Source organism: Parabacteroides sp. KHUB-03 (genome assembly GCF_056640975.1).
Genome location: NZ_CM153257.1, coordinates 875,047 through 888,735, shown reverse-complemented (window position 1 = coordinate 888,735; position 13,689 = coordinate 875,047). Strand labels below are relative to the sequence as shown.

The following is a 13,689-nucleotide window of genomic DNA, read 5'->3' as shown; positions in this document are numbered from 1 at the left end:
CCATGATGGCAAAGATACGCAGCGGGCAGGGATTCGCAGGACTGGTGGATTACGCCAACGACATCAAGAACAAGAAAGCAGACATCATCGCTTCCGAAGGGGTGGATCTGACATCGAACAAATCCATCACGGCGAGTTTCAACTTGCAAGCCAAGAGCCGCCCTTCACTGAAGAACTTCGTCGGGCATATCTCCTTGAGCTTCGCACCGGAGGACACGCCCAAGCTGTCGGACAGGCTGATGGCCGACATAGCCAAAGAATACCTGCGGCGTATGGGCATCGTGAACACGCAGTACGTCATATCCCGTCATCACGACAAGCCGCATCCTCACGTGCATATCGTTTACAACCGGGTGGATAACGACGGCAACACCATTACCGGCGACCAAGGTTTCCGCAAGTCGGCACGTATCACCCAAGCCCTGACGAGAGAGTACGGCCTTACCTTTGGTAAGGACAAGAGGAAGGTGAACCGCGACCGTTTGAAAGGTAAGGCGGCCGCCAAATACCGCATATACGACGTAACCAATGAAGCGTTAAAGGAGTGCCGCAGCATGGAGGCACTGAAAACCGCCTTATCTGCACGAGGTATCGGGATGAACATCGTCTGCAATGCAGAGGGAAAGGCCAAAGGCATTGTGTTCACCTGCGATAATATATCCTTTGCCGGCTATCAGATAGACCGTTCCATGACCTACGCCAAGCTCTGTCAAAGGATGGGCATAGTGCCGGATATTGTCGGAAATACTACGGTCATATCTGCATCAGACGACCGGATGGGACTGAGGAATTTCTCTTTTGGTCAGCAACAGCCCGATACATCAAAGGAGGCGAATACCTGTCTGAAAACGGAGGCTATGGATTCCCTAATCGGCACAACCAATACGGATGCGGCAAATAACAACGTTTCGACTGGTAACAGTGTCGTGGCTACGATAACCGCACTTGCCCTACAACCTCACATCATTCCGACAAGCGGCGGAGGTGGCGGCAGTAGCGATAACCGGGACTGGAACGACGAGGATAAAGAGAAGAAAAAGAACCCATATAAACGGAGGAGATAACCATGACAGGAAGAAGACCTACCCCTCTGAAAGACGAGCCTGTTACATCACTTGACGAGCTACAAGATTTACTGACGGAGAACATAACAGCGATGAATGCGCTGAACAAGGCATTGAACAACCGTACCGACGCTCAAGTCGTCAATCCGGAGGAGATAGCCTCGGCTGCAAAAAATGCTGTCAGGGAACTGTTGGAACAGCGGCAGCGCAAGTTCGAGCAGGAGGACGAGGAGGCCAAAGCGCGTGGCGCACTCACACCGCAGGAGTGCTACGTGAAACTTTCGGCGGACTATGCCGACGTGCTGCAAAAGTGCATGATAGTATGCGACACCTACCGGCATATTGAGGAAATCGCCAAACGGCAGGAAATCCGCAGCGGCAGAATTGAAGCCAAATTGGATGCTCTTATCACCAGACAGGACATTCAGGCAGAAGAGATGACAGAAACAAGGTTTCCACCTTATCCCAAGCGATTCAGAGGTATGTTTGCATACCTATTCAAAGATATACCGTTATACTGCTTGTGCCGTGCATACTATTCTCGCTATGTCCGGCAGTTCATATGGATATGTCTATTATGTATATGGTTGATTACTATTGTGACCACATGCTTTATAGCATATGATAATGCTACGCTTCGGAAAAATAGACAGCAGGAATTATTGCGACGTGAGCATGTCGAATACGCTCCCACATATACAGAGTAGCATACCATTAGCGGCATTTTAACACAAAAGCAACAACATCTAACAAAACGGATATTGTTGCTTTCGCTTATTGCAAAATACGTTATAACTATCTATTCAGTTGACCGATAAATTTCCTTATGGAATAAGAAACCGAATCCACATTATTCCTTGCAATGGAAAGAGTTGATGAAAGGCTCGATGCGGAGACAAACCGCTTGCCGTCTTTGGATAACAGGAATTTGCCTTTATCGAGAACAGATTGCCAATGTGGTTGTATAAGTGAATTTTCAAGGAGTGCATCGAACAGAACCGCTATTCGGCGGATATTGTTTACCCGAATACAGAAACCCTCCCGGCAGGAAAAGAGTGCTTCCATATCATCAATGTGAAGCATAGAAACGCAAAACAGATGATAGGTATCGGCACAAGACACGATACCTGTCATCTGTTCTTGAGTGAAGTTGCAACCAAAAGAAAGGGGCGGAACGTAAGTTGGCTCATCAATACAGTTTTTGCCTGCTGTCGGCAACGATTCGGAGGTGTCATACATCCTTTTCAACTTCACACACTCTTCAAACGAAAATGAGGTTGCCGTAAAAAGTTCTTTGATATACATGGAGCAATCAAGCAGCAGCCCCTTTATAATATGGATGTTCATTTCGTGGCAGTTCCGGCACACTATATTATCACAGTTGATGTATCGGTGACTATTGATGAAATCATACACATAGCGGCTGTACCGCTTGCCATCCGCAATCACATTTTGAAGATAGAGTTCTCTCGCTTCGGAGAGCAACTCAAACAGTTCTTCTGCTACATCCTGTTCGGTAGAAAAGTGAGTCTGATGTTGCCTCTCTTCAAAAAAGAGAGGACTTTTCGATTTGTACTTTCATATCAATTTACTTAATGACCTAAACCATTGCTTTCTCCCAAGCCCCTCTCGTATCCACGCCGGTACTTTCTGCCGCTGCTTCAATGGCTCGGATTTCTTCTTCCGTAAGTACAACTCCGGATGCTTGTACCGCATCTTCTACCTGCGCTGCTTTTGTCACGCCGATAATCGGTGTCGTACTTTTGGCGATAGCCCAAGCCAATGCCACTTGCGCAGGGGATATGCCATGCTTATCGCCCACGCTGCGCATGACAGATACCAGCTTTTCTATTTGAGGGAGCAACGGGTTATACGTGTCGCCACGCTGACTTCCTTCGGGCAGAGGATGCGCCGTGTCGTACTTGCCGGAGAGTGCGCCTTGTTCCAACACCATGTAAGCCCAAAATGCTATGCCCTGTTCCTTGCAATAATCAAGGATACAGGCTTTCTCCGATGAACGGTAGAGCAAGCTATAATGATTCTGTACTGCCGACAGATGGAATCCTTCTTTGGAGAGAATCTCCTGCGCTCGCTTGATTTCGGCAAGGTTGTGGTTCGATACGCCGACTGATTTCACTTTACCGCTACGGAGTAACGGGATAAGGAACGGTGTCCAGCGTTCCACGTCCGCCGGGTTGTGAATCCAATAGATGTCAATCGTCTCCGTACCGAGGCGGTCAAGACTTCCGGCAAGCATTTCCTCTACGGGATTGGTTACGTCGGCTGCTATCTGCGGAGTGAACTTTGTGGAGAGGGTAATACAGTCACGTTCATACGCTTTGGCAAGTTCACCCAAGATGGATTCGGAAGACCCCATACCATAAACAGCGGCAGTGTCCCAAAGGGTAAGTCCTGCGGTCATAGCTGCGTTGAATACCGGTTTAAGTTCCTTTGTGCCGAGGTTATTCCCGAATACTTGGTCGCCTCCGGCGGCTCCTGTGCCCCACGACCAAGTGCCGAGGGCGATGGTTGGCTGTTGTCTCATTTTATTCTTGATTTGAAGTGGTTATTCTGTTAATTTCTTTTTTTGATTTTGTATTCTCTTACCTTTCGACGGCTATCGTGCCAGCCCTTTTTCTTGCAGCCATTTCACTATATTCTCACCCTCTTGCCGCAGGCTGTCATGTGAGGAAGAAAGGGGTGTCAGCACAGTGGCATCCGGCTCCAGCCGGCGAATATTCTCGATGGAATTGGTACGCTTACCACTTCTTCCATAGGTGTAGAACGGGATAATGGTTTTGCCCGAAAGGTCGTACTCATCAAAGAAGGTATAGAGTGGCATGGGAATGTCAAAGAACCAATTTGGATAGCCTACGAAGATGATGTCATACGCTTCCATATGGTCAATGTGCGTAGCCAACTGCGGTCGGGCATCGGCATCACGCTCACGTTGCGCTTCGGCTATCAGTGCGGTGGCTTCGGTATATTCCTTGTCATTCACAGGTTCAAGCCAAGTAGTTTTGTTGTCGGTATCTTCGGGCGTAATACCGATGTGCGAGAACCAATTATCGGGCGAAACTCCATGCCAATGCACCACGTCAGGAGCAATCTCTACCACATCGCCGGGCAACATCAATATGGCAGGCTTGCCTTTCTCCTGATAATATCCCTTACCGCCTACGGCAAGCAGGATTTGTCCTTTGGAGTGGCTGTGCCAGTTGTTGCGGCACGTAGGCTCAAAGGTTACATTATATACCCGGCTACTGGTTTGTGCATCGGGCGTAAGGGGTGCAAGGTAGGATTCGCCGGAAAAGAACCGGGCATTCACCGCCGGATTCTTATCGCCTACTCTAAAAGCACTCAATGGGGGAACGTCATCATTTTTCATTTCTTGTGCAATTAATGGATTTTCGGCAAAGCGCATTGCAAGGAATGCCGTTGCCATGATAATTACTCTTTTTGTTCTCATATTGATTCTATTTATACTAACCGCACGTAAGTATTCTTTGTGGCGGTATGCCATATTGTTTCTTGAAAGCAAATACAACATCAGAATAATGGCAAAGGATAGGATTTGCCACAGCGTTATACTTTTGCATTTCCGGGTACAGTTCCCAACTTCTGAATGTCTTTGCCGCAGCGTGAGCCGTGAATTTCTATCTTTGACAGTTCCATATTGAGTTGGCGGTGCTCATTATCGGAGAGTTCGATGTCGGCAGCTCCAAGATTTTCAATAATACGTTCCTCTCGTCTCATGCCGGGAATGGGGACGATAAAGTCGCCACCTTTCAACACCCATGCGAGGGCTATCTGTGCCGTGGTGCAGTTTTTGACCGCAGCAAACTGTCCTATAAGGTGCAGCAAGGGTTGGTTTGCTTCCATATTTTCGGGAGAGAAACGAGAAATCACTCGGCGCACGTCATCGCCCTTGAACTCGGAGGCTGGTGTATATTTACCACTTAAAAAGCCGTTACCCATCGGTGAGAAAGCGACAAAACCGATGCCCAGCTCTTTGCAGAGAGGTAGTACGTCATTTTCCCATTGGCGTGCCATCATGGAGTATTCACTCTGTACGGCGGTAATTGGAGTGACCGCATGAGCCTTGCGAATCTGTTCTATTGTTGGCGAGGATTGCCCCCAAGCCCGTATTTTGCCCTCTTGAATGAGTTTGCCCATGACAAATGCCACTTCTTCTTCACTGCCTTCCTCCATCAGATGTTCCGTGTAGAGGTCAATGTAGTCGGTTTGCAGGTGTCGCAAGGCACTCTCTATGCTGCGACGAATACCAATCTCACTTAGTTTTCCTTCCGGAAAATCGTTCTCCGTTCCGGGTAGGGGTGTTGGCCAGAACTTGTCGGAGATAACCACCTTGTCGCGCGGCAGACCTTTCAATGCTTTTCCTACAAATTCTTCATTCTTAAAGTAGGAGTACATTTCGGCTGTGTCGAAGAAGTTGCAGCCCAAGTCGAATGCTTGATGTACCAATCGAATACACTCCTGTTCATCGGGTGCTACACCGTAAGCGTGTGTAAAGCCCATGCAACCAAGACCGATTGCGGACACTTCCAAATTTCCAAGTTTCCTTATCTTCATTTTGTGAAATTTTTGTTATATACCGCATTTATCTACCGGATATAATTCGTGAATATACCTTCTTCTTGCGGTGGAGGCAGCAATCCTGCTTCCGATGCAATAGATTTGCACTTCAGTATATAGGCCATGTTCTTACCTATAATACGCATATTATTCAAGCCCTCTTTGTCTTGTAATACCTCTTCTGCATTGCCACCGAAAGCGCAGCTATTGAAACGGGAAGGGACAATAAGCATTTCAATGAAGAATTTATAAAGTTGGGCAAATGCCGAGGTCGTGCCTGACCGCCGGGCTACGGCAATGGCGGCAACAGGTTTCAAACGGAATAGTTTACTGTTACCTATACAGCCCACATAGAATATGCGGTTCATAAAGGATACAAGATTTCCATACGGTCCATCGAAGTGTGTCGGAGTGCCAAAGACAAATCCATCCGCTTGTTCTGCCAGTTTTAAGAACTCATTTACCTTGCCGTCATCGTTGATTACACATCTGCCTTGCTTGATACAAGCGGCACAGCCACGACAAGAAGCTATCGGGTTGATACCTATCTGAAAAATCTCGGCTTCAATGCCCTCTTGCTCCAATGTCTTTCGGATTTCATCTAATGCCGTATAAGTGGCTCCCGTCTGATGTGGAGAATCGTTTACTAAAATCACTTTCATGCTCATGTGATATTAATTTATTATCAATCATTGTCTTATCAATCTGAATCCCCATCGCATATGTCCTAACCCATTGAGTGCCGCAGGCCAAAACGCGCCAAGCATTTCAGTGTATCGTGACATGGATATATCACCTAAATCCAAAGTGTCGTTCCAACCGAAATCGGCCAACAGTTTCTCCACTTCCGCTTTGGCCTCCTTGTCGTTTCCGCAGTAGAATCCCGTAATGGGTTCGGATAGTTCGCCGGGATGGGTCATTAGATAGTTGTGCAAGTAGTTCAGTGTCTTTACGACTTTTGTTTGCGGTAGTAGTCGTTGCGCTTCCTCACCCAATGACGTGGTATCGCTTAATTGTGCGTCAAGCGAAATATGCCCGTCTTTATAGATGTAGGGGTTTGCCAAATCAATAAGCAATTTACCATTCAGGTTTTCTTTCCCGGCTGCATTAAGAGCTTCTATCGAATGGATACCTCGCACACAGTTGAATATCCGTTCACCGAAACGCGCAGCATCGGCAAACGTGCCGTGCGCTGCCTGTTCTCCGTGGCGTTTTGCCCATTCAGCCGCTTGTGGATTGTCGGCCGTGCGTGAACCAAGCATAACAGCATGCCCGAGTTCAATCAACTTGCTTGCAATAGTGCGGGCAACATCGCCACTTCCTAAAATTCCGTATTTCATGTTCATTTGTTTTGTGGGTTAAAATTCTTGTCGTATGCAAGAAGATACTCAGCCAGTTCGGGGTCATTGAAATCCGCAGCAAGTGCTTTTCCGGTATCCATTTTACGAATAAGTTCTTTATCTGCTTCGCTCAAACTGAAATCCTCAATGGCAAGATTGCTTGCCATACGTTCCGTGCGTGTTGATTGTGGAAGCACAATAATACCCTCGTCCGTCAGATACTTCAAGCATACTTGCGCATTGTCTTTACCATATTTTTCTCCGATGCTTTTCAAGGTTTCATTGGTAAAAAGCCCATTCATTCCACGAGCCAGCGGACTCCATGCCATGATATGCGTGCCGTATTTTTCTGCCAAATGGCGCATTTTGACCTGTTGCGAGAATACGTGTGTCTCCAACTGTACCACAGCGGGTTTAATGTCCATGTTTTCAGCCAAATCGACAAAACGGGCATCGTAGAAGTTGCTTAGTCCGATAGCACGGACTTTTCCGGCATTGTATGCTTTTTCCATTGCACGGTAGGTTCCGTAATAATCGCCGAAAGGCTGGTGAATGAGCAATAAATCGATATAGTCGCTTTTTAACTTTCGGAGCGATTCATCAATACTTGCCAAAGCCTTCTCATCTCCTGCATTGGAAATCCATACTTTCGTTGTTATGAATATCTCTGAGCGGGGGATGCCCGATTTTGCAATGGCAGAACCTACACCTTCCTCGTTGTAATAGGCTTGCGCCGTATCAATTGAACGATAAACCGGCTTTCAGAGCTTCCGATACATAATGTTCGCATTCTTCGGGTGTAATTTGCCAAACCCCATATCCAACCAATGGCATTGAAATGCCATTATTTAATTTTACAGTCTTCATTGTAAATAATTTAATTTGTATAATATGTTTATTGTTTCTATTGATAGAACTTGGTGTGATTTTATAGTGCTGTCAAGTCCTCCTTCTTCGGATATTCATATTCAAATTGTGCTGCAATAAATGTAGAACGGTTGAAATAAGTATCTGCTATGATACTCCCTATGTAATCCGTATGATAAGGATGTGTCATGTAAGTGTCGAAATCCGTTTTTGTGAGGAAATCCACAGTCATGACTACTTGGTTTTTCTGCCCAGCCCAACCAGTGCTAATTCCAATCTTAAGGTCGATTATACCGGGAATCTTTTCTTTCATTGCTTGCATATTTGCAAGTTGATGTTGTTTAGTGTCATCACTTACACCATCCTTGAATGTTCCGATAAAAATATGTCTAATCATATATTCTATGCCTTTTATTTATCAGTCATGTATCTTATGTAATCCGATTCCCTTTACTGTTGGTAAATCCATGTCGTCATAAATGGGGCTTTTGCCTGTTTCAAGTCCGGCGATAGCATCCATTTCTGCATCGGAAAGTGTGAAGTCATAGATAGACAAATTTTCTATCATGCGTTCCTTATGTACTGTTTTGGGAATGACCACCACATTACGCTGATTCAGCCAACGCAGCACAATTTGTCCCACTGTTCGTCCGTGTTTCCCTGCAATGGATTTCAGTATGGAATTATTCCAAATATCGTTCTGACCTTCTGCAAACGGCGCCCATGCTTCGTGCTGTATAGCCTCTTTCTGCAAGAATGTATTGGCGGCTTGCTGTTGGAAAAACGGATGTGTTTCAAGCTGATTCACGGCAGGCTTTATTTCGTTATGCAGGAATAGGTCTTGCAGCCGTTCATTAGAGAAACTGGTTACTCCTATGGCACGGATACGCCCCTCTTTGTAGAGCCGTTCCATTGCACGCCATGCAGCATAATAATTCCCATATGGCTTGTGCATCAGATAGAGGTCAAGGTAGTCAAGACCTAATAGCTTCATGGATTTGTCAAATGCCCGAAGTGCATTGTCATATTCGTAGTCTTGTACCCATAGTTTCGTGGTGACAAATATTTCCTCCCGTTTCAATCCACTATGTCGGATTGCATTCCCGACCTGCTCCTCATTGAAATATGAAGCTGCTGTATCAAACATACGATAGCCTACTTCGAGTGCATCGCCTACTGCTCTTTCCGTGTCATTTACAGGTATTTGATAAACACCAAATCCGACAGCAGGCATCATTACGCCATTGTTCAGTCTTACAAATCTCATACTACTTATATATTTTAAATTGATACTGCAAAATTACACAGGATAACTGATGCGGCAGTTGTCTAATGCGTGGTGATATTTTCATAATTCGTGGATTATTCGTAATTTTGCATTTGAATAACAGACGTATTATGGTTATGAAGCAGGACACATGGAATAAAATCGTATTTTTTAATTCGCTGACAGATCATCAGGCTACAAAATATCTTGACCATGTGTTGCATATCCTCTGTACAAGCGGTAATATGAGTTTTACATTTCAAAATGTGCGTTACAATATTGTACAGGGGGATTATGTTATTTTGCCCAATCCATCTCTTGTAACAAGCTTTTCCGAATCAGACGATTTTGAAGCTATCATTATGTGTTTTTCCGATTCATTCATTACCTCAATGGCAATACGCAGCAATTACGGCATTATCGGACATATGTCATTGTTGCAAAATCCGGTAATGAAACTTTCACCGCATGATTATCAAATCTGTCAGGAAGACTTAAATCATATTCTTAAGCGTCTCGATGAAAAAAAACATTTGTTCCGTGAAGAGATGATGGGGTATTTGCTTATTGTGCATATCCTCAATTTATACGATATTCATGCGCAAAATCAAGCATATTATAATATTTCGGAGCGTAATGCATCTATTCTGAAACAGTTTGTAGAAATGCTATATAATAAAGAATATATCAAGAACCGTAGTATTCCTTATTATGCATCATTGCTTTGTATCACACCCCATTATTTGACAGAAGTATGTAAAAAAGTAAGTGGCAAACCTGCCTCTTACTGGATAGACCGTTTTACTGCGCATGAAATAACCTGTTTACTTCGTCAAAAAGAAATACCTCTTAAAGACATCGCCAACCGGATGAACTTTTCATCGCTCTCACATTTTACCCGCTATGTGCAAAAGCAAATAGGAATGTCTCCGTCAGAATACAGGTATCATGTTAGAAACCGCTGAATTAAAACAAAAATAAAAAAGATATTTGTGAGAAAATTAAATCATTATTATATGATTTTTATACCTTTGCATTCAGATAAAGCGTTCTTTTGATTTAATGCAAAATGCAACAAGAATAAGCAGTTCGCTTGTTTCTAAATCGTTACCTGTCAAGAAATAAACTCTTGTAAGTCGCACGTTTTCAGCAAGAAAGAAAATTGAGAATGTCTTTCAGCGTGGTATCGTATAATTGACACGGCACAGGCATACCACAACGAAGAAGGTGTCCGTTCCTTCGTATGCCTTTCCTTTGGCTGTAAAACGGAAATAAACCGTCGCGGCTTTGCCATAACTAATGTCAGTAATTATCCCTTCGGTAACGTATCCCCTCTGCGACAGGGCATCTGCTGTTGTCTTATGATTTTCCGTAATCCAATAAAATACGGCGGCGCAGAGAAAAAGAAATCCTCCGATGACTAAGATACCGCCCCTGTTAGATTCCGCTTTCCTTGATTTGTCTCCTGCCTTATAGTTCACAGCTATTTTGCAGGTGACAAACCATCCGCACAGCACCGCAGCTACGGTCGAGATAATCCTGACCGTATGGTTTTGGGAAAACAGCATGACGGCTACAGACGATACCAACAAAAGTATTGGCAACAGATATGTTCCACGTTTCCTCATACCACATTGAACTACAATGCAAAGTTACAAAAAAGTGCCGTTCGTCCTGCCATTGGCGAACAGATATTTTACTGTTTTTCAACAGGATAAAATGAAGTACATTTGTTTTTATGATAACACGTATAGAAATTCCTTGGCCTTTATGAAAATAGATAGTTGCTATTTTGATACTAAAATGTTACTTAAAAAGAGCATAAGGCAATATAATAACCTGTAATAAAGTAATATACAATCATCTTTATAGATAAGAGCCTAATACCCCAAGCGATAAATCGCTCGTGAGAAGTTGCCAATCCCAGGCAAGCAAGATATGGCTTTATTGCGATTATAGAATACCTTAACTCTCCACGCAATCATGTTTTGGATGGGCTTGTAATACCCTTGTAGCCTCTGTTTGACAATTACCATCGGCAAGCGTATTTCAGTAGTGCTTTTACGAACTCTTTTATGAACCCTACTGGTTCTTTTATGAACTCTTATGTGAACTCTTTTCTTGCTTTTAAGTGGTATCCTGGAGTAACGCCGGCCACCATAAATGCAGATAGTAGATGATGAACACAGAACTATTGTCCGAACGCTTGCCAATTTAATGACATGAATCTGCCATATCCCAAAGGCGATTTTGCCAACCTCAAAATGACATTATAATTATTCAATATCCGATGCAGGAAGACTATTATCTTCAAATCTATCAAAGTCAGATTGGAAAAGACGGTCTTGAATAATCCTGTACTTTTCAAACTCAGATTCAGCAAACTCTTTGGCATATTCGGCAGAAACCTTTCCACTATCCTACAATATCGGACTATCAAATAGATTAATGAATTTGTCTATTCGCTTTGTCCAATCTTCCATTGTCATAGGTATATGACGCATAGCCATACTCTCTGCCATATCAAGCGATGCATTGACTATTCTGCCCATTTCCTCCAATTCTTTTTCTCGCAAATAGTTCTTAGCCACAGACACATCTGTTTTGACAATTTTTCCATTCGGAGCATTTTCCCAAGTGTTCAATCCCATGTGCTCCTTATTCGCATCGGCTCGTTCAACTATCAACTCCGCTGCGGTATGCCCATGTACGGCATAGTGTATTTTGTTCTGCACCTTCTTGAAAAATAGACGAGTTGTCGGAGCATCTTTGTTATAGTCTATTGCCGTAGCATAGATATCCGTGAGTTTCTGATAAAAACGACGCTCACTCAGCCTTATCTCCCTTATTTCGGCAAGCAAATGCTCAAAGTAATCCACACCTAAGAAAGCTCCGTTCTCCATTCGCTTATGGTCAAGCACATATCCACGGATGGCAAACTGCCGGAGGACAAACGTACACCACTGCCGGAACTGAGTGGCACGAACAGAATTAACACGATATCCGACACTGATAATAGCATCGAGATTATAGAAAGTCGTGTTGTAATTCTTGCCATCCGAAGCAGTTGTTTCCATTTTGGAAATAACTGAATGTTCGTCCAACTCACCACTCTCAAAAATATTTTTAAGATGCTTGCTGATTGCAGGTACTCCTACATCAAAAAGCTGTGCCATCGCCTTTTGGGTTACCCAAATGGTTTCATTCTTATACATCACTTGAATCCCACCCTCTTTGCCTTCAAGCATAAATATGAGAAACTCTGCTGTGCTATTTCGTATTTCTATATTTTTTGCCATATAAAATCATTTAATATATTGTGGTAATGGTTCACAAAACATTTTATTTACGATCCTATCACGCATTAGCTTCATGTCCGTAAAATTACGACATATATTTTGTGCTATTTCCAGATAGTTATCTGAGCCATCATCTTTTTGATAATAATATGGCTTTATTGAAACACAGTTTTTATGTTCAAACAAGGTGTTTAGCAGCGTTCTGTCCGAGTTACCACAAGAATGCCCCATGATATAAACTTGATATGGAGCAGATTCAATGAACTGAAGTAAATTACGATATTTTCCCGACTCTAAATACTTTATAGATTTGATGTTTCTTAAACACTCATTATCTGATTGTTTAAGGAAATCTTTATAATCCTCATCAAGCTCATCACCATAACCAAATATTATGCTATTAGGATTATTCAAGTCTCCATGAATATGATTTATAGCTGCAACTTTCAGCCCCCCATATTTGTCTGCTACTTCAGTATAATTAAAATTAAGTAACATAATATTCTCAGGAATTATTAAATCCTTTAGGTAAATTTCTTCTATCTCTGACGAACCTATAAACTGCTTTCTGAGCTGTTTAATATCCTCTGTCATAAAGTGCCTATCGGAACCTTCATAACCATATCTACAGAGTAACTGTTGGTACGCATTGTCTTGTTGGATTAAATAATCTACATAGTCATAGTAAACCTGTAATTGTGAAATACTAACATCGTCTTTACGAATATTTCCATAAATTTGACGTTGTATCTCCTTATTGCACTTTATATTATCAGTTGTGATAGAAGAAAGATATTGAGCTAAAAGTTCCTGAGTATAATGTAATTGCTTGTTGAGTTCAGAAATTGTATAATCACAGTTGTCTGGATTTATAATTGAATTTCGCAATAAATCATAATATTCCTTTTCTATGTCAACCCATCCTTTGGCCTCAATAGAAGTGCATATACTCTTAAAAAATGGAGACAATGAAAATTCAAAGGACTTAGAATCATTGGCAATACAATCAATTATCTCTTTACCGGACGGTTTGTTAAAAAACTTAGGAAGACAAAATGCAAAGACATTCCAACAGTGATTGTAGTTGTCTGAAGTAATTTTGATAGAACAAAGACAATCCTCTGATATAGACGTAAGATTTCCGGTAAAAGAATCGACTCGTTTCTCCCAATACCAGTTTATGAAATCTTCATATCTAGTAGGAAGCCCATGTGCCAAGTCAAAGCCGTTGCCGATAAGTATAATTCGATTCATAA

13 protein-coding genes and 2 pseudogenes are annotated in these 13,689 nt (G+C 43.0%); 3 read left to right on the top strand and 12 right to left on the bottom strand.

Annotated elements, in window-relative coordinates:
• Positions 1-2: 2 nt before the first annotated feature.
• On the top strand, positions 3-1,064 hold the full coding sequence (locus ACYIB7_RS03860; RefSeq protein WP_480338160.1) for a relaxase/mobilization nuclease domain-containing protein: 1,062 nt from the start codon (positions 3-5) through the stop codon (positions 1,062-1,064).
• Positions 1,065-1,066: 2 nt separating this feature from the next.
• Entirely contained in the window at positions 1,067-1,771 is a 705-nt protein-coding gene (locus tag ACYIB7_RS03855; protein WP_480338159.1) for a hypothetical protein, read from the top strand.
• Between the two features lie 88 nt (positions 1,772-1,859).
• Here ACYIB7_RS03855 and ACYIB7_RS03850 read toward each other — a convergent pair whose 3' ends face one another.
• From ACYIB7_RS03850 to ACYIB7_RS03810, 9 genes and pseudogenes are all read right to left on the bottom strand, one after another.
• Positions 1,860-2,558 carry a hypothetical protein gene (locus tag ACYIB7_RS03850; RefSeq protein WP_480338446.1) on the bottom strand — a complete coding sequence of 233 codons (699 nt, stop codon included), beginning with the start codon at positions 2,556-2,558 and terminating at the stop codon, positions 1,860-1,862.
• A gap of 106 nt (positions 2,559-2,664) precedes the next feature.
• Positions 2,665-3,609 (bottom strand): aldo/keto reductase, encoded by a 945-nt coding sequence (locus ACYIB7_RS03845; RefSeq protein ID WP_480338158.1) that lies wholly within the window; start codon positions 3,607-3,609, stop codon positions 2,665-2,667.
• Positions 3,610-3,681: 72 nt separating this feature from the next.
• The gene (locus tag ACYIB7_RS03840; protein ID WP_480338157.1) at positions 3,682-4,533 is read right to left on the bottom strand and encodes a flavodoxin; all 852 of its coding nucleotides are present in this window, start codon (positions 4,531-4,533) and stop codon (positions 3,682-3,684) included.
• A 116-nt stretch (positions 4,534-4,649) separates the two neighbouring features.
• Positions 4,650-5,657 carry an aldo/keto reductase gene (locus ACYIB7_RS03835; RefSeq protein ID WP_480338156.1) on the bottom strand — a complete coding sequence of 336 codons (1,008 nt, stop codon included), beginning with the start codon at positions 5,655-5,657 and terminating at the stop codon, positions 4,650-4,652.
• A 32-nt stretch (positions 5,658-5,689) separates the two neighbouring features.
• Complete coding sequence (locus tag ACYIB7_RS03830) at positions 5,690-6,322, bottom strand: flavodoxin family protein (protein WP_480338155.1); 633 nt, start codon at positions 6,320-6,322, stop codon at positions 5,690-5,692.
• Between the two features lie 27 nt (positions 6,323-6,349).
• Positions 6,350-7,000 carry an NADPH-dependent F420 reductase gene (locus tag ACYIB7_RS03825; RefSeq protein ID WP_480338154.1) on the bottom strand — a complete coding sequence of 217 codons (651 nt, stop codon included), beginning with the start codon at positions 6,998-7,000 and terminating at the stop codon, positions 6,350-6,352.
• Between the two features lie 2 nt (positions 7,001-7,002).
• Positions 7,003-7,867 (bottom strand): annotated as a pseudogene (locus ACYIB7_RS03820) (aldo/keto reductase).
• 61 nt (positions 7,868-7,928) lie between these two features.
• On the bottom strand, positions 7,929-8,264 hold the full coding sequence (locus ACYIB7_RS03815) for a Dabb family protein (RefSeq protein WP_480338153.1): 336 nt from the start codon (positions 8,262-8,264) through the stop codon (positions 7,929-7,931).
• Positions 8,265-8,285: 21 nt separating this feature from the next.
• Positions 8,286-9,134, bottom strand: a complete 849-nt coding sequence (locus tag ACYIB7_RS03810) for an aldo/keto reductase (protein ID WP_480338152.1) — start codon at positions 9,132-9,134, stop codon at positions 8,286-8,288.
• Positions 9,135-9,265: 131 nt separating this feature from the next.
• Between ACYIB7_RS03810 and ACYIB7_RS03805 the strand changes: the two genes are divergently transcribed.
• Positions 9,266-10,099, top strand: coding sequence for an AraC family transcriptional regulator (locus ACYIB7_RS03805; RefSeq protein WP_480338151.1), 834 nt, complete (start codon positions 9,266-9,268; stop codon positions 10,097-10,099).
• A 210-nt stretch (positions 10,100-10,309) separates the two neighbouring features.
• On the opposite strand, the gene ACYIB7_RS03800 is transcribed toward ACYIB7_RS03805, so the two are convergent.
• The 3 genes and pseudogenes from ACYIB7_RS03800 to ACYIB7_RS03790 form a co-directional block, all read right to left on the bottom strand.
• The gene (locus ACYIB7_RS03800) at positions 10,310-10,762 is read right to left on the bottom strand and encodes a hypothetical protein (RefSeq protein WP_480338150.1); all 453 of its coding nucleotides are present in this window, start codon (positions 10,760-10,762) and stop codon (positions 10,310-10,312) included.
• A gap of 648 nt (positions 10,763-11,410) precedes the next feature.
• Positions 11,411-12,433: pseudogene (locus tag ACYIB7_RS03795) on the bottom strand (virulence RhuM family protein).
• Between the two features lie 6 nt (positions 12,434-12,439).
• Positions 12,440-13,687 carry an AbiH family protein gene (locus tag ACYIB7_RS03790; RefSeq protein WP_480338149.1) on the bottom strand — a complete coding sequence of 416 codons (1,248 nt, stop codon included), beginning with the start codon at positions 13,685-13,687 and terminating at the stop codon, positions 12,440-12,442.
• Between the last annotated feature and the right edge of the window lie 2 nt (positions 13,688-13,689).